Genomic DNA, 18123 nt, shown 5'->3' on the forward strand with positions numbered 1-18123 from the left:
TCCCTCGGCAAGGGGGACCGCGGGTCGGCGGATGGATCACCGGAGAACAGGGCATGCGCAAGGCGTCGGAAGTCTTCGATGAGATACAACGCTGGGCGGAAGCGGACGATCAGATCAGGGGACTGGTCCTGTCGAGTGGCCGGGTCGATGGAAACGACACGGTCGACCTGTTGTCGGATTACGACGTGATCGTGTACGTCAGGGACCTGGAACCCTACAAGCGGGACGATAACTGGCTGGAAGCGTTCGGATCCGTGATGACGCGCTCGCCGCCCTTGCCAACCTTGTTTGATGACGTCAGGATTGGCCGCATGGTGATCTATGACGATGGCGTACGGATCGACTGGAGCATCGCGAACGCTGAATCCATGCACGACCTCAACGGCGAGCCCGAACCGTACCGGGTGCTGCTGGACAAGGACCGGATCGTAAAGAACCCCATACTGCCCTATCACAGCGCCTACCACGTTCAAAGACCTTCGAAAGACGAATACGACGAACTGGTGGCCGATTTCTGGTGGGACATCATCTACGTGGCCAAGGCCCTGTGGCGCGATGAACTCTACTGGGCAAAGCACATGAACAGGAAGGTCCATTCGCCCTTCCTGGAGAAGGTCATCGAATGGCATATCGGAATGATAAACGACTGGTCGGTTACGACCAACAAACACGGCCGCTGGTTCAAGCGTTACCTGGACCCCGGGACATGGGCGGAAATCGAATCCACGTATTCGGGAGCGGATCTGGATCAAAACTGGGATGCCCTGTTTAATGCGACCCGGCTGTTTCGGCGTCTTGCCGTTACCGTCGCCGCCGAGATGGATTTCGACTATCCTCACGAAACCGACCGGCGCGTCACGGCGTACATGGGGAAGATCAGGCGGCTGGACCGGGACGCCGAGGATTTCGTGTGAACCCTAACACTGGAGTATCGAAGATGAAGGCACTGCTTGAAAAACTGAACATCGAAGCCTTGAACGCCGGGGCCTGTACGGGGATGGACGGCTGGATACACGGGGAGGGACCGATCCTGACGTCGTACAACCCGACGACCGGCGATCCGATCGCGGGCGTTCGGCAGGCGACGCCCGAGGTCTATGACCGGGTGATCGAACACGCCCGCGCCACCTTCGATACCTGGCGAGCGCTGCCCGCGCCGAAGCGGGGCGACATGGTCAGGGACCTGGGCAACATCCTGCGGGCGTACAAGGAACCGCTGGGTGAACTCGTCTCCCTGGAGATGGGCAAGATCCGCGTGGAGGGCATGGGCGAAGTCCAGGAGATGATCGACATCTGCGATTTCTCCGTCGGCCTTTCCCGCCAGTTGTATGGACTGACCATCGCGAGCGAGCGGCCGAGTCACCGCATGAGCGAGCAGTGGCACCCCCTGGGCGTGATCGGCATCATCACCGCCTTCAATTTCCCCGTGGCCGTCTGGTCGTGGAACGCTTCCCTGGCCTCGGTGTGCGGCGACGTCACCGTATGGAAGCCGAGCGGGCAGACGCCGCTGACGGCCGTGGCCACGCAGCACCTGTGCAACCGGGTCATGGCCGACCACGGGGTGGACGGCGTGTTCAACCTGGCCATCGGCCGCGGCAGCGACGTGGGCAATCTCATCCTAGATGACGAACGCATACCGCTCGTTTCCTTCACGGGTTCGACCGCGACGGGAAAGACCGTGGCCGCACGGGTCGCTTCCCGGTTCGGCCGCAGCATACTCGAACTGGGCGGCAACAACGCGATCGTCATCACCGAGCACGCCGATCTCGAACTCGCCGTGCCCGGCATCGTCTTCGGCGCCGTGGGTACGGCGGGACAACGGTGCACCTCGACGCGTCGCATCATCGGGCACAGGAGCTTGACGACGAAGCTGATCGATCGATTGGCCCGCGCCTACGCGCAGGTGCCGATGGGAGATCCCATCGACGACGGCACGCTCATGGGACCGCTGGTCACGGCCGACGCCGTAGACGACATGATGCAGGCCATCGAGCAGGCGAAGGCCGAGGGCGGCGAGGTGGTCACCGGGGGGAAACACCGTCCGGACCTGGGACCGCACTTTGTCGAACCGACCATCATCCGCATGCCCGCCCAGTCGGACATCGTGAAACAGGAGACCTTCGCGCCGATCCTTTATATCCTGGAATATGAGACCATGGACGAGGCCATAGACCTCCACAACGACGTGCCCCAGGGGCTTTCCAGCGCCATCTTCACCGACAGCCTGCGCGAGGCGGAACGCTTTCTCTCCGCAACGGGATCGGACTGCGGCATCGCGAACGTGAACATCGGCACGTCGGGCGCCGAGATCGGCGGGGCCTTCGGGGGCGAGAAGGAGACGGGCGGCGGCCGGGAATCGGGCTCGGACGCCTGGAAAGCCTACATGCGCCGCCAGACCAATACCGTCAACTGGTCCACCGATCTCCCGCTGGCCCAGGGGATCGAGTTCGACACCGGCGTATCGGACGACGACTGACCGCGCTTCTCAAATCGACCACAGGGAGGAACACTGATGTCATCCAACGGAGCGTTTATCATCGACAAGAACCTGGGCGCGCGCCTGGATGAGACCCAGGCCGATCTGACCAGGGTGAACGCCGACGGCAGGGACGTGGTCCCGCCGACGGACGAACAGAAGTACCTGTTCGACAAGGACGGCTGGCTCTTGATCCCCGGCGTGCTTTCCGAGGCCGAATGCGCGGAGATGCGGGCGTTCGGCCTGCAGTTGCATCACGATCCGGAGTCCATACCCGAGCGGGAGCGGTCGGCGATCGGCGGCCCGCTGCAAAGCCTGACGGATCATCCCATGGTGGTGGGGTTCATGAACGAATTCCTGGCCTATCCCGGCCTGTCCAACCAGATCTGCTACGGTTTCAGGCAGGAATCGGCCACTCTGTTCTACCGGGAAGCCGGCGACGGCGAGTTCGGGCCCCACAACGGGAACGGCATGCTGCGGCTCCCCGGCGACTCCCATCTCTACCGCTGCATTCCCGGGAAGGCCAACTCCGCGCTGACCCGGGTGGTCTGGGAGTTGAACCCGGTGGAGGAGGGGAACGGCACGCTCCTGGTAACCGGCAGCCACAAGTCCGTCTTTCCCACGCCGTCCTCCATCCAGTCGCCGGACTCGCCGATCTGGGATACATATACCTGTCCGGCTGGATCGCTGATGTTCTTCACCGAGGCCCTGACGCACAGCGGAAGGCCGTGGGTTAGCGAGAAGTATCCGCGCGTCGCCATTTTCAGCTGCTACAACTCCGTCGGCTCCAGGTGGCACAACTGGGATCCCCATCCGGAGCTGCTCGCCTCCATGCCGCCCCTGCGCCAGACGCTCTACCGCGGTGTCTACGTTGGGAACAATCTGGTGGGGGGCGTGATGCTATAGGACCGTCGGCCGTGATCGGTATCCGGCCGGCTCAGACGATCCCGGGGCGTCGATTTAAATGATGGAATCGGGTTCCGCGGGCTACGCCGTTTACGCCGATTACGCCGGTCAGCCCGGGTACCGCAGGTAGTTCTCCTCCAGCACCTTGCCGAGACAGTGCAGGAGATAGTCGGCGTTCTCCCGGGTGAAGACCAGGGGAGGCTTGATCTTCAGCACGTTGTGCAGGGGACCGTCGGTGCTGATCAGCACCCCGTGGTCCCGCATTCGGTTGGCCACGTACGAGGCCTGGAGGCCGCCCGGTTCCAGCGTGTCGCGGTCCAGCACGAGTTCCACGCCCACGTAGAGCCCCATGCCGCGGACGTCGCCGATGATCGGGTGGTCCGGCGCCAGGGCGCAAAGCCCTTCCAGCAGGTAGCCGCCCACCTCCAGGGCATTGGCCTGGAGTCCTTCTTCCTCGATGACATCCAGCACTGCCAGGCCGATGGCGCAGGAGACCGGGTTCCCGCCGAAGGTGTTGAAATACTCCATGCCGTTGTCGAAAGCGCCCGCGATCTCGGGTGTGGTCACGACCGCGCCCAGCGGGTGGCCGTTCCCGATGGGCTTCCCCAGGGTAACGATGTCCGGACCCGCGCCCTGGGTCTCGAATCCCCAGAAGTGCGAACCCACGCGTCCGAATCCCACCTGCACCTCGTCGGCGATGCACAGGCCGCCCGCTTCGCGCACGTGTTGGAATGCCTCTTTGAAATAGCCGTCCGGCAGTACGATCTGCCCGCCGCAACCGGGCAGGGACTCGGCGATGAAGGCGCTGATGCCGCGGTCCTGTTCCGCGAGCGCATCGATCCGTTCGCGTACGTGGTCGGCATACCGCGCGCCTGTTTCCGGCGAATAGCCCTTGTACGACCCGCGGTAGGGGTCGGGCAGCGGCACCTTGTGGACATGGGGCGGCGCGCCTTCGCCGCCCGGACCGTCGAACTTGTACGGACTGATGTCGACCAGGGACGTCAGGTTGCCGTGGTAGGCGCCGTCGAGGATGAGCAGGTCCCGCTGTCCGGACCAGGTCCGCGCCAGGCGGAGGGCGAGGTCGTTGGCCTCGCTACCGGAATTCACGAAGAAACACACGCGGAGCGGTTCGGGCAGCTTCGCGCAGAGGCGTTCGGCATAGTCCACGAGGTTGTCGTGCAGGTAGCGGGTATTGGTGTTCAGCACGGCCATCTGGCGGTGGCTCGCGGCGACCACCCGGGGATGGCTGTGTCCCACGTGGGGCACGTTGTTCACGGCGTCGAGGAAGGCGCGGCCCTCATCGTCGTAAAGGTACTGCATGTGGCCCCGGACGATCTTCAGGGGACGCCGGTAGGAGACGCTCAAGGACCTGCCGATGTGCGCGCGGCGGGACGACAGGACCTCCCGCGGCGTCCGCTGGTCCGGCGGGAACGCCCCGGCGGGCACGCCGAGTATGGCATTCGGGTCCGGGGCCAGGCTTCGCCAGACGTTGCGTTGTCCGGGGCCCGCCACACCTGGGAAATCCCCCTTCTTGCCCAGCAAATCGGTGACGACTTGAAAATGCAGGTGGGGCGGCCACCCGCCGTTTACCGCCGGGTCGCCGAGCGTTGCGAACCTTTCACCTTTTTCGATCCGCTTGCCTTCGAAAAGTCCGTTGAGCGATTCGACGCTCAGATGCCCGTACAGCGTGTAGAACGTCGGCGCCGAACCGGCCGTGCCGGTCGTGCCTTCCGGTTCCACCGTCCCTTCCCGTTCTTCCGCAGCATGTTCCAGTATGATGCAGGGGCCGTAGTCCAGCGGCTGCGTGTTGTTCCTGAAGCTGTGGACCTTTCCCTCCATCGGCGCGAAGACCGGCGATCCGGCGGGCAGGAAGACATCCATGCCCAGGTGGATGGTCCGGCGTTCCGGCATTTCATCGGAATCCAGGGTGAACTGCCCGGCGGTGTAGACCTGGCGTGCCTCGTCGTACCGGCCGATCCCCGCCTCGGCCCCGGTTTCCTCCATGCGCCGGAAAACCTCCCTGGCAAGGTCGTCCACGCCGATGGAACCTCCCAGCAGGGCCCGGTCAGCGCTGCTCACGCTGAGATCGAATACCAGGGCGGTGGAGAGGTCCACATCGGGACCCATGACCGGTGCGAAAGTGCCGCGCCTCGATGAAAGGTACGCTTCGATGCCCGGGGTCTGCGGACAGGGCGGCCGTCCGCAAGCGTCCCGGAACAGGTATTCCGCGAAGGATGGGGGGACGTCCTGGAGTTTTTCGAGGAGGTCCCAGGCGTGCTTCTCGCTGACGGACAGGTAGGCGTTCTCCGGTTCGGCAACCTGCTGGTGGGCCGAGATGGCCACGCTCATACAGAGCCGCATCACGGCGCAGTGGTACAACAGCTTCAGTTCCAGTTCCGTCAACGGGTGCTCGGCGTGGTACCCGGCCACGACGTGGGCGGCTGCCGTGAGGGGTTCTGACTTGCAGAGCATGACATAGGCGGCGGCCACGGCCGGTTCGAAGAGCGCGCAGGAATGCACCATGTCGCCGAAGTCGATCAGTCCGGCCACTTCCAGATCGCTCGAAGCCGGGTCTTCGGAGCGGACCCGGCGAATCCGGCTGACCAGACTGACCAGGACATTCTGGTCGTTGGCGTCGTTGTGGATGAACTGACGCGGCAGGGTGTCGAGCCAGGGTCCTACGGCTCTTTCGTACGCTTCGCAGAAACCCATGACCAGGTCGCGCCGGCCGGCGTCGGGGATCAGGCCGGCGTACCGTCGCACGACGTCCGGGCCGTTGTCCATGTTCCAGATGAGCTCCTGTTGCTTTTCCTCGTGGGAGAAATCGACGAAAGCGCGGGTCAGCCGTCCGAGGAAGGCGCCGAGGTGGTTCAGCAGACCGGGACCGTGCGGCCTGACGTCGCAGAGGGGCCGTCCGTCGACGTAGGTCAGCATCCGGACCAGGTGACGGCGTCCGCCGTGTCCTTTGACCAAAGTGATGGCCTCGCCGTCCCCTGTGCGGCATACCCGCGGCCAGTCGGCGCCTTCGAAGTGTGCGGCCAGGTGTTCCAGGGCGGCGTGCTGAAGGTCGAGAATGCCGCGCCGCTCGCCGGCGCCGGAGATCTTGAGGACGAACACCTCCCCGTTGCCGGCGGTCACCCGGTAGTTCTGATCGCGCTCGCTTGGCAACGCGCGCAGCGCGCCGGAAACGCCATACAGGGAACGGGCGAGTTCGCCGGCCTCTTCAGGACTGAAACGGGGCCGGTTTTCGGAGATGGCGGACAAAGGGGACCTGCTACCGGGCATAGTCATCGTCGTTGTTCCCGCGCCAGTCGGGGAGATATCCCTCCGTAAGTCCGTAACCATACGAGGGCCCGATCTGGTTGGTGGATTTCCAGGGCCACGCCTGGCCGCCGATGAGGCGGAAATCATGGCCTTTTCCGCAGAGCCAGTAGAACATGTGGGCCACGTAACGGGCGGATCCGTGTCCCCCGTAATCGGCGTGCCTGAAGTCGAAATCCGGTTCGGCGATCCAGTCCCGCGCCGGAGGCACCGTGCGCCAGTAGCTGTACTTCAGCATGTGCCGCATGCCGGTTGCCGTGGACGCGCCGCGGCGATGGAGGATGCTCTGCGAATGCAGGCCGATGGTGCCGGCGGGACCCGAACACAAGACGCCGTTCTCCTCCTGCGTTCGCCGGGTCGTGCGGATGTGGGAGCCGGGCGTGACTTCGGTGGGTCCCATCTCATCGGGGGTGTCCTGGGGGAAATAGAACACCTCGACGAAATGGACCTCCGGTCCGAAGAGGTGATCGGCGTCGTGATGCCACCCCTGCGGGCCTTCCGGGCATGCGACCCGGTGGTCGCTGACCAGCACCGGCAAGCCCACGTGACGGCCGAGGAGCGAGCGAAGCGCACCCGCCAGCACGGGGTTGAGCAGGACGTGCTCGATGAACCAGTCTTCGAGCAGGATCGAACTCGGTTCATGGGAATTCCGGATACGGACCAGGTCGTCTTCGGTCATGCCGGAGGGCATGTAGCTCGGATTGGCGGGGATCTTCCCGTCCAGGTAATCGCGCGTCCGCCGGTTGATCTCGTCGGGGACGACGCCCTCGAAATGCAGGTATCCTTCCCGGCAGAAGCGCAGTACGTCCGAGTCCGTGAGCGTGGGCTCGCAGTCGAAAGTCCGCCGGGATGCATCGTACTGCATGTTTTATTCCTTGATTATGGGTCTGCGCGGCGTCTATTTCCTATATAAACATTTCTTGGGACAACAGTGAAATATGCAGTGCGATCTGCCGGCGGGACAAGGGTTTTCCGACCGGACACATGCATTGCGGCCATTGCGAAAGGGTTCGAAGCCATGGGCATCTATGAAGACATCGGCGTGCGTCCGGTCATCAACGCCATCGGTACGGCCACGCGTTACGGGGGCGCCCTTCTGGATCCGGAAATCATGGAGACCATGCGCGTGGCTTCCCGCGAGTTTTGTATCCTGGACGAACTGCACGAGAAAGCCGGGGAGAAGGTCGCCCGAATGCTCGGCGTGGAAGCGGCCTACGTCACCGCCAGCGCCGCCTGCGGCCTGGTCATCACCACGGCGTCCTGCATGACCGGGACCGACCCGGAGCGGATCCGCCAGCTACCGGACACGACCGGGATGCGAGACGAAGTGGTCGTCCAGAAAACGCATCGGATCGCTTACGACCAGGCCATCCGGCTGACCGGCGCGAAACTGATCGAGCTGGACGACTCGGACGGTCCGCCCGTAGAGGCCATGCGGGCGGCCATCGGCGACGGCACGCGCACGGCGGCGGTCTTCTACCTGGGCAAGAACTTCAGGGACGACAACGCCGTCCCCCTGGAACAGGCCGTGGCCATGGCCCATGCCGTCGACGTGCCCGTCATCGTCGACGCCGCCTCGGAATGTCCGCCGGTGTCCACGCTGACCCGGTTCACGGAAGCCGGCGCCGACCTGGTCATATTCAGCGGCGGCAAGAGTCTCCAGGGTCCCCAGTCGACCGGCCTCATTATCGGGCGGAGGGACCTGATCAGTGCCTGCGCGGTGAACGGGACGCCCTTCGCCACGGTCGGCCGGCCGATGAAGGTCAGCCGGGAGGAAATCTTCGCGTTCATCAAGGCCCTCGAGATCTATCTGAACCGGGACCACGCGTCGGACGCGGCGGCCTGGGAAGAAAAGGTGCGGTACATCGAAGGGGAACTGGGCGGAATACCCCACGTCACCCTCAGCCGGCTCGATCCGGAGGAAACCTACGCCGTGCCCCAGCTCAAAGTCACCATCGGCCCGGAAGCCGGTCTGACCGGGGATGACGCGGTGAAGACCCTGCTTGACGGCCATCCCAGGATCATCGTGCAGGAACGGGGCGAGGATGGATTCTCCATCAACCCCCACAACCTGCAGGACGGACAGGAGCGGATCGTGGCCGAACGGTGCCGGGAGGTGCTTACGACAGGGTAGCGGCCCGGTCGGTACACCGTGCGTCCAGGCCTGGCCAGGACCACGCGCGTCCAAACCCTTGCCGAACCGGGTAAAAGAGTCTTGTCCAAGACCTGCCCGCGGCCGGAAAATACCTTGCAAGCTTTCGTAATAAAACTATTTTCAACTTGATACTTTTTTCGACGTGATCGTCTTTTGAGAAAAAAACGAATCATTTCCCTTGCCCGGACCACCGGATTGATCTGATTGGTTACGCTGGATGCGAAATATTACCTGCCACACACTTCAAACTCTCGAAGGAGACCTCCGATGACACAGCATGTCATTTGGAAAACCCTGAATGCCCTCGTTGTGGTGTCTGGCCTGCTCATAATCTACGGCGCCTTTGCCGATGTGCGCCCGGCACATGCGCAAACGCGGATACCCTGTCCACTGCCTGAAGGGGCAACGCCTCCTGCGGACCCGGCTGTGACGGCCCGGCAGGTGGAAGACGGCAGCGCCACCCTTAAGGATTTCGCGCTCGCCGTGAGGGAGCGGTCCAGGGAATATGCCCGTGGGGCCGCGTCCCACGAGGAAGGGGTATATATCGGATGTATCGTCAGGCAGGAGGATGGGATCTGGCGTTCCGGTTCCACCTACATCGTGAGCCTGACGCTCGACGGAAGAGTGTACATTCACGCGAAGGACATGGCCTTGTCGGGCCGGCAACTCAACCCATTGGTTTACGGATCGATCCTTCTTTCCCTGGGCGTCCCCCAAACCGTTCTGCTTAACCTGGCATCTCCCGATCCCGCTACCGCCGGGCAAGCCTTAAACGCTCTCCTTGGCATATTGTCGCAGGAACCGGACGGCGCATTCGACGCGACCGTCCCTATTCCGGGCTTGTCACCAGGCATACCCGGCGCCTCGGGCCATACCGCCGTCTATGTGGACCCCAACATAGGTTCTCCGGTCGTGCTGCTGGTCGGATTCGACATCAATGCGTCGCACCTGGTCGAAGAAGTCATCGACTACGGCGACCCGACCATTACCGCCATGGAGGTGGTGGACCGGGAAACTCTGAAGGCCTTCGTCTCGCAAGCGGGAGAGCACCTGCTTGAATTCATGCAGTCCGGTGATGCAGCCGCCAGCTCGAAATTCAGGCTCGCCTTGCGGGATCCGAACGGACCCTGGCGACACGGTTCCGTTTACCTCTACGTCCTGGACCTCAACAGCAACACGATCCTGTTTCACGCGGCGTTTCCGGACGAATTCGAGTACCGTCCCCTGACACCGACCGTCCGGGACGCCGTGACAGGAGAGTACATTCTGCCGCAGGTCATCGAGGCGGCGAAGGGCAATCCGGAAGGTGGCTTCGTGGAGTACTACTTCGACGATCCCACGGACGACACTGACAGCGCCGAGATCCCCAAGTTGGGCTACGCCCGCGAGTTCGCCGCTGAAATCCGGAGACCGGACGGAAGCGTCGTTTCGGCCGACTTCATCATCGGATCGGGCCTATATGGGCGCGCGCCCGTGACGGTCGCCCCCGATCCCTGTCCACTCCCCGCCGGCGTTGCTTCTCCCCCGGATCCGACTGTAACGGCGCAACAGGTGGAAGACGGCAGCGCCAGCCTGAGGGACTTCACGCTGGCCGCCAGAGAGCGGTTGAACCTGGAAAGAGGACAAGGCCTGTACCTGTACAATCTATGTCTCATCAGGCAGGAAGGGGGCCCTTACCGTTCCGGCTCCACCTACCTCGTGCAACTGACGCCCGACCGCAGGGTGTACGTTCACGCGAAGCAAATGGCCTTGTCGGGACGGCGCCTCAAAGCCTCGATCTATACGGCGATCCTGATTTCGCTGGGCGTCACGCCAGCCGATCTGGCCAAGCTGCAATCTACCGATCCCGCCATCCGAGGCCCCGCATTAGCCGCCCTCAACAACCTCTTGTCGCAAGAACCGGACGGCGCATTCGATGGGACCAGGTTCGGTGCACCCGGCGCCTCCGGCCATGCCGGCAGCTACTTCTCGGAGCATCTTGGCGTCCCGACCGTGCTGCTCGCGGGATTCGACTTGAACGAAACGCACCTGGACGAAGAAGTCATCGATTACGGCGACCCGGCCATTACCGCCAGCGAGGTGGTGGACCGGGAAACCCTGAAGGCCTTCGTCGGGGAAGCAGGGAGGTATTATCTCAACCTCTTCCAGGCCGAGGGTCGCGCCTCATCCACGAGATCCAGGGTTGCCCTGCGGGATCCGAACGGGCCCTGGCGACACGGCTCCGTGTACCTCTACGTCCTGGACCTCACCAGCAACACGATCCTGGTTCATGGAGCGTTTCCGGACCGATTCGAGCTTCGGCCCCTGGTAGCGACCGTGCGGGACGTCGTGACCGGAGAACTCATTCTGCCGCAGGTCATCGAAGCGGCGAAAAGCAACCCTGAAGGCGGCTTCGTGGAGTACTACTTCGACGACCCCTCCGACGATACCGACAGCGCCGACATCCCCAAGGTGGGCTACGCCCGCCAGTTCAAAGGTGAATTCCCGAGGCCAGACGGAAGCGTCCTCCCGATAGACGTCATCATCGGGTCGGGGTTTTACGGGCGCGCGCCGGTGACGGTCGTACCCGATCCCTGTCCACTCCCCACTGGCGTTGCGCCTTCACCGGACCCGGCTGTGACGGCGCAACAGGTGGAAGACGGCAGCGCCAGCCTGAGGGACTTCACGCTGGCCGCCAGAGAGCGGTTGGACGTGGAATTAGGCGATGGCGTGTACCTGTACAATCTATGTCTCATCAGACAGGAAGGGGGGCCTTACCGTTCCGGCTCCACCTACCTCGTGCAACTGACGCTCGACCGCAGGGTGTACGTTCACGCGAAGCAGATGGCCTTGTCGGGACGGCGCCTCAAAGCCTCGATCTATACCGCGATCCTTACCGCGCTGGGCGTCTCGCCATCCGATCTGGCCAAGCTGCAATCTACCGATCCCGCCATCCGAGGCCCCGCAATAGCCGCACTCAACAACCTCTTGTCGCAAGAACCGGACGGTGCATTCGATGCGGCCCGCTTTGGGGTACCCGGCGCCTCCGGCCATGCCGGCAGCTACTTCTCGGAGCACCTTGGCGTCCCGGTCATGTTGCTCGCGGGATTCGACCTGAACGAATCGCACCTGGATGAAGAAGTCATCGATTACGGCGACCCGGCCATTACCGCCAGCGAGGTGGTGGACCGGGCAACCCTGAAAGCCTTCGTCGGGGAAGCGGGTGAGTACTTTCTCAACCTCTTCGAGACCGAAGGTCGCGCCTCTTCCACGAAATCCAGGGTTGCCTTGCGGGATCCGAACGGACCCTGGCGGCATGGTTCGGTGTACCTCTACGTCCTGGACCTCACCAGCAACACGATCCTGGTTCATGGCGCATTTCCGGACCGGTTCGAGCTTCGGCCCCTGGTGGCGACCGTGCGGGACGTCGTGACCGGAGAACTCATTCTGCCGCAGGTCATCGAGGCGGCGAAAAGCAACCCGGAAGGCGGCTTCGTGGAGTATTACTTCGACGACCCCACGGACGACACCGACAGCGCCGACATCCCCAAGTTGGGCTACGCCCGCCAGTTCAAACGTGAATTCCCGAGGGCGGACGGAAGCGTCCTCCCGATCAACGTCATCATAGGGTCGGGAATCTACGATCCTGTACCCGATGGCCCGCCGGAGATTGTCCTGACGGTATCTCCCGCCACGCTGACGGAGGATGGCGGGGTACAGACGGTTACGGTGACGGCCACGCAGACCAGCGCGCCGATTCGGATCGCGTCGGAGATCGACCTTTCTCTGTCCGGCACGGCCACCGCCGACGATTACAGCGTCACGGGAGATCTGGTCATCACGATACCCGCCGGGGAGACGGAGGGGTCGACGGAACTGACCATCACGGTCGCGGACGACACCGTATTCGAATCCGGGGGGGAGACGATTGTCATTACCGCCCGCAGCAAGGATGTGGACCTCGATTCCGTCACGATTTCGGTGAACGATTCCTATGATGCCCCGGCGACAGTCGGCAGTCCGTCGCCGGTAACCCTGGAAGCAGGAGATTCGGAGACGGTCGACGCGGGTTCGCTGTTCAGCGGTACCAGCCTGAGTTACACGGCCACATCGTCAGATAACAACGTGGCCGAGGCCGTCATGTCAGCCGCCACGTTGACCGTGACCGGTGTGCGCAAAGGAACCGCTACGGTCTCGATCACCGCCAGAAACGCCGCGGGGGAGGTCAGCGTGTCCGCGAGCGTGACCGTCACGGCCGTCGCGGCGGAACGGGAGGCCTACACGAACATCCTGGCGGCCATGGGGCGGAGCATGCTGTCCGGCGTCTCCGCCACCATAGGCGGCAGGTTTACCGCGGGTGGCGGACGGGAGATCACCGTGGGAGGCCGAAGGATCGGCGGACTCGCATCGGGCATCACGGCGCTGGCCGGACTGACCGGCCACGGCCGGCAGACCGCGTCGAAGGAGATGGCGTTGCTCCAGGGTGCGGAACGCCGCCGCGGCGCGACCGGAGACTACCTGCTGCGGTCGAGTTCGTTCTCCTACGCGCTGGAGGATCATACCGGCAGCGGCGGGCTCAGATGGTCCGTCTGGGGCGCGGGCGACCTGCAGAACTTCGAGGGTGAACCCGACGTGGATGCCAGTTACGACGGAAGCCTCAAGACGGCGTATCTCGGGTTTGACGTGGCCACGGGACGCAGCTGGTTGGCGGGTATCGCCCTTTCACGCGCGATGGGCGAGTCCGACTACGACGTTACCGTGGCGAGCGGCAGCCTGGAATCGCGCCTTACCGCGGTGCTGCCGTACTTGCGCTGGACCTGCCCCACCGGTTTCACGGAAGTGTGGTCGATCGTGGGATTTGGCGCCGGCGAAGCCGAGGTGGAGGATGGCACGAGCGACCTGTCCATGCGCATGGGCATGCTGGGCGCACGGTCCCGGCTGGCCTCCTCGGGTGGTCTGGGGCTCGACCTGGTGGGCGACGCGGGGTTGCTCCGCCTTTCCACCTCCGACAGTGAATCGGCCGCGCTGAGCGACATTGCGACTGATGTGCAGCGGATACGCGTCGGCCTGGAAGGGTCGCGTTCGACCGCCCTCGCGGGTGGAACCACCATTACGCCCTACGCACAGGTGGCAGGACGCTACGACGGAGGCGACGGACAGACCGGACAGGGCCTCGAAGTCTCCGGCGGACTCCGCCTGACCGGCGGTCGCGTCGGACTTAATGCCCGGGGCCGTTTCCTTGCGGTCCATTCGGCCGAGGGATACCGGGAGAATGGCGTTTCGCTCGTCGCCTTTCTGAGGTCGAATGCGGACGGCCGGGGTCTTTCGATGTCCGTGGCGCCGCGCATGGGCGCCGGAACCGCGGACTCCGGCATGATGTGGCGCGAACGGCCCCTGGCCAACTCCACCTTGCGCGGCGGCAGCCGCGCCCGTTCCATGCGGGCCGAGGTGGGCTACGGCCTCGCCTCATCGCCCACGGGCGTGCTCTTCACCCCCTTCGGCGACCTTTACCTCGACGGGGATGAACGCCGTCAGTTGCGGCTGGGCACCCGCATAGGCGCCGCGGACATCGGGTCGCGTACCGGATCCCTGGAACTTTCCGGCGCGCGGGTCGACCGGCGCGGAGCATCCGACCATCGCATCGGTCTCGTTGCACGCATGAGCTTCTGAGTCACGCGATAATCGCTTCGCGTACTGTGAATTTGTCTTACAAGTAAGTATTCAAACGTATTGAGTTTTAGCGCTTGACGAGCAACGAAACGAGAGATACGTTAACGCCACATCCGAGTCCATTGGTTTTTGTATTTCGAAGGGGTGTTGATTCAAGGCATCGGCGAAAGGGCGATTTTGGGATAAATGACTGAAGACAAAACCTGGATCGTACCCGATCCTCACGCATCGTGTGAAGTCCGCCTGGACGACGAGACCGTGACCGTGCTGCGCAGGCACGGGAATCCGCAAGGCCCGCGTCTCGTCCTGAGCCACGGCAACGGACTCGCCATAGACCTTTACTATCCCTTCTGGTCTCTCCTCACCGACGACTATGATCTGATCCTGTACGACCAGCGGAATCACGGCTGGAATACCGTCGGCGATCAGCAGAAACACGACGTGCCGACGTTGATCCACGACCAGCGCCTGATCCTCGAGGCCATCGACGATCAGTTCGGTCAAAAGCCGAAAGTCGGCGTCTACCACTCCGTCGCGGCATTGATCACCCTGCTGTCCATCTCGACCTTCAAGGATCTGATGTCGTCGGGCCCGGCGATCGATTTCTCCGGACTGGTCCTCTTCGATCCGCCCCTCTGCAAGCCGGGGGTCAGCCAGGTCGAATTCGACGCGGCCGCGGAACAGGTCGCCGCCGCCACGAGGCGACGCGGGCATTTGTTCCAGACGGAAGAGGACTTCGTGGAGCTTCTCAGCTACTCGCCAGGCTTCGTCCGCGTCGTCCCCGGGGTCCGCGAACTCATGGCGAAGACGACACTGCGGCAGACCGATAGCGGGGACGGTTTCGAACTGCGGTGTCCTCGGGAATACGAGGCCCAGATCATCGATTATTCGAGAAGCTATTCGGTGCTTGTGGATTTTGATGAACTCGACTGCCCGACGAAAGTCATCGGGGCGGACCCCACCCTCCCCTATTCCTACCTGCCCACCCTGGACCTGCGCGACATGGTGACAGTAGACTACGACTTCCTGCCCGAGACGACGCATTTCTTTCCCCTGGAACAGCCGGAGGAATGCGTATCGCTGCTCCGGGATTTTCTCGTAAGCAACCGCCTGTTGCATTCGGCCTGAGACGGCTGGAGTTTGTCAACCAGCTGGATCTGCCGTCGCCGTGGCCTTGACGCGTACTGTGACGATATCCGTGTCGTGGTACTGTTGGTGACGTACGGAAGACGCCAGGTGCCGCAGGAGCCGGAGAGAGACTTCCTGATCGATGGACGTTTCGTCGGCGTCGTCGGGTAACGTGGCGAGTCTGTCCTGGAAATTCTCGCCCCTCGGTGCAACGACGAACTCGAGCACCGCCCCGCTTTCCTCCCTGAATGCAACGAGCCGCAGACTCTTCCGCTGACGCGCTCCCTGCTCTTCCTGCGCTCCCTGTTCCTTCTGCTCTTCCTGATGCGTGAGCGTCAGCAGGGTCTCTTCGGCGACGGCGTCGAGGCGTCCGGCCATGGCCGCGTCCCAGCCGGACCGGGAGGCGAAGTCCCCGAGGAACGATCGGATTTCAGCCAGGGCGGATGTGTCCAGTGCCGTCTCCATCCGGTAGCGTCGGTGTCCGGTGGCACTGAGCGCCAGGTTGAGGAGAATAGCCACCAGGCCCCCCGCGGTCATGCCGTTCCGGAACAGGCCCCCCGCGAACTGCGAGACGAACTCCGGATAGATCAGCTCATATTGCAGGCTGAATCCTACCAGGAAAGCGGCGCCCACGATGAAGCCCTTGTTCTTGTCGAGCCCGTCCTGGAGGACGATCCTGAGCCCGACGATGAAGAGCATCGCCAACAGCACGATGAAGTACGCCGCGAAGACCGGATCCGGAATGGCCAGTACCAGGGCGAACACCTTCGGCAGGAATACGAGCACCAGGAAAGCGGCGCCGGTGAAGAGCCCCACAATCCGGGCGGCGACGCCGGTGAGTTCGATAAGCGGTACGCTGGTCGTGTAGGTCGTGCCCGGGACGGTCCCCGCGAGTCCGGAGAGGAAAGATCCCACGCCGTCGACGGTCATCGCGCCCTGTATCGATCTGAAATCGACCGCCCTGGACTGCCGCCATGAAATGCGCTGGACGGCGACGCAACTGCTGATCGTACGGAGCGAGACGACCACCGCCACGAGCATAAAGCCCGGTAGCAGCACCCAGAATTCGCTCCCGAAACCCACGTCGAACCCCGGCCATTGTACTGCCGGCAGGTTGATCCAGTCCGCCCCGGCGATTCTTTCCACGTTGAACAGTCCGAAAAAACCGCCGACCCCGGACCCGGCGGCCACGCCGATGATCGGCGCCCAGAGACGCAGCTTCGCGGGACCCTTCAGAGTCAATCCGGAAATGACGGCCACGGTGGCCGCGGCGCTGAGGACGGCGCCGGTTGACATCCGCCCGTCCGGCGCCGCCGACAGCATATCGCCCATCACGGGCATCACCGTGACGGGAATCAACATGATCACGGTGCCCGCGACCGTGGGCGTGAGGATGCGCTGGAACAGCGAAAGCCGCCACGAAAGGGCGATCGGAACCAGGGAGGACACGACGACGAGTACGGCGAGCAGGGCCGGACCGCCGGCCGCCAACGCCTCGATGCAGATCGATATGTACGCCGCCGACGTGCCCATGACCAGGAGATGGCCCGAACCGATCCTGCCGAAGCGAAGGACCTGCAGCATCGTGGTCGCGCCGCAGATCGCGACCGAGGCAAATACAGCCCACGCGACGGCGTCTTCCGATTGTCCGGCGGCCCGCATGACGATCATCGGGATGATCATCACCGCGGCGATATTCAACAAGGCCAGTTGCAGACCCAGGCCGAGTGCCAGCGTCGTCGGGGGCGGTTCATCCGGTTGAAACCGCAAGCCTGAACGGATGTCGGATCCACCAGAACTCATCTGGATGTTCTCCCGGCTGCCGCCTTCACTACGTCCGTTCGATTTTTCCGAAAGTTCAGTTGATTTTTAAATCGCCAGCCGTTATACTATTATCCGCAATCCTATACAACTGTAACTGTTCGCTCTTTTTAAGGAAAGGAAGACATCCATGGCTACGACCGCTGATCGTATCAGGAAGCTCATCGAGGACAACCTGGAAGTCGACGGACAGCCCATCGCGCTGCCGGATGATCTCAACATCAGCCTTTCTGAGGCCGGCGTTTCCTCCGTGGACATTCTTGCGTTCGCAAAGCTTGTCGCCGAGGATTTCAACATGGAATTCTCCCCTCAGGATTGCGTTGACGTCAAGACGGTGCAGGAACTCGTCAGCCGCCTGGACGCCGCCGCCTGAGCATTCCTTACGACCGTCGCGCGTTTCGAATGTCGCGCGTTTCGACCGTCGCGCGAAATACCAGCCCGTCTGCAGCATCGTCAACGAATGCGCAGACGGGTTTCGCGCGTTTGGGGCAGACGACCGGGCCGTTGGCGCAGCCAACCGTGTCGTTCGCACAGTGGCCCGGGCTGTTGGCGCTTAGCGGATCCAGTAGCTCATGCGCTGGAACGGATAACCGGGCAGGGCGCGTCTTCGACGGGATTCACCCGCGAACAGTCCGCCCGCTGATATCGGCAATCCGATATCGTAGGC

Annotated in this window: 10 protein-coding genes; 7 read left to right on the plus strand and 3 right to left on the minus strand. The window is 63.3% G+C overall.

Annotated features, from left to right (window positions below):
* Window positions 1-53: 53 nt before the first annotated feature.
* Genes F4Y38_02080 through F4Y38_02090 form a run of 3 tightly spaced genes read left to right on the plus strand, consistent with a single transcriptional unit; the run spans window position 54 to window position 3382 of the window.
* Window positions 54-914 (plus strand): aminoglycoside 6-adenylyltransferase, encoded by an 861-nt coding sequence (locus F4Y38_02080; GenBank protein ID MXY48065.1) that lies wholly within the window; start codon window positions 54-56, stop codon window positions 912-914.
* A 23-nt stretch (window positions 915-937) separates the two neighbouring features.
* Window positions 938-2476, plus strand: a complete 1539-nt coding sequence (locus F4Y38_02085) for an aldehyde dehydrogenase family protein (protein MXY48066.1) — start codon at window positions 938-940, stop codon at window positions 2474-2476.
* A gap of 36 nt (window positions 2477-2512) precedes the next feature.
* Complete coding sequence (locus tag F4Y38_02090; protein ID MXY48067.1) at window positions 2513-3382, plus strand: hypothetical protein; 870 nt, start codon at window positions 2513-2515, stop codon at window positions 3380-3382.
* A 108-nt stretch (window positions 3383-3490) separates the two neighbouring features.
* Here the strand turns inward: F4Y38_02090 and F4Y38_02095 are convergent, their stop codons facing one another.
* Both F4Y38_02095 and F4Y38_02100 read right to left on the minus strand, forming a co-directional pair.
* Window positions 3491-6793, minus strand: coding sequence for an aminotransferase class III-fold pyridoxal phosphate-dependent enzyme (locus F4Y38_02095; GenBank protein ID MXY48068.1), 3303 nt, complete (start codon window positions 6791-6793; stop codon window positions 3491-3493).
* The gene (locus tag F4Y38_02100) at window positions 6657-7568 is read right to left on the minus strand and encodes a phytanoyl-CoA dioxygenase family protein (GenBank protein ID MXY48069.1); all 912 of its coding nucleotides are present in this window, start codon (window positions 7566-7568) and stop codon (window positions 6657-6659) included. Before F4Y38_02100 ends, F4Y38_02095 begins: the two co-directional genes overlap by 137 nt.
* Before the next feature lie 153 nt (window positions 7569-7721).
* Between F4Y38_02100 and F4Y38_02105 the strand changes: the two genes are divergently transcribed.
* The 3 genes from F4Y38_02105 (at window position 7722) to F4Y38_02115 (ending at window position 15635) form a co-directional block, all read left to right on the plus strand.
* The gene (locus F4Y38_02105) at window positions 7722-8837 is read left to right on the plus strand and encodes an aminotransferase class V-fold PLP-dependent enzyme (GenBank protein MXY48070.1); all 1116 of its coding nucleotides are present in this window, start codon (window positions 7722-7724) and stop codon (window positions 8835-8837) included.
* Window positions 8838-9284: 447 nt separating this feature from the next.
* Window positions 9285-14507 (plus strand): hypothetical protein, encoded by a 5223-nt coding sequence (locus F4Y38_02110; protein MXY48071.1) that lies wholly within the window; start codon window positions 9285-9287, stop codon window positions 14505-14507.
* A gap of 186 nt (window positions 14508-14693) precedes the next feature.
* The gene (locus F4Y38_02115; GenBank protein MXY48072.1) at window positions 14694-15635 is read left to right on the plus strand and encodes an alpha/beta hydrolase; all 942 of its coding nucleotides are present in this window, start codon (window positions 14694-14696) and stop codon (window positions 15633-15635) included.
* A gap of 15 nt (window positions 15636-15650) precedes the next feature.
* Here F4Y38_02115 and F4Y38_02120 read toward each other — a convergent pair whose 3' ends face one another.
* Window positions 15651-17438 carry a hypothetical protein gene (locus F4Y38_02120; protein ID MXY48073.1) on the minus strand — a complete coding sequence of 596 codons (1788 nt, stop codon included), beginning with the start codon at window positions 17436-17438 and terminating at the stop codon, window positions 15651-15653.
* Between the two features lie 148 nt (window positions 17439-17586).
* Between F4Y38_02120 and F4Y38_02125 the strand changes: the two genes are divergently transcribed.
* The gene (locus F4Y38_02125; protein ID MXY48074.1) at window positions 17587-17829 is read left to right on the plus strand and encodes an acyl carrier protein; all 243 of its coding nucleotides are present in this window, start codon (window positions 17587-17589) and stop codon (window positions 17827-17829) included.
* Window positions 17830-18123 lie beyond the last annotated feature (294 nt).

The organism is Gemmatimonadota bacterium, assembly GCA_009838645.1.
Classification (GTDB): Bacteria; JAAXHH01; JAAXHH01; order JAAXHH01; family JAAXHH01; genus JAAXHH01.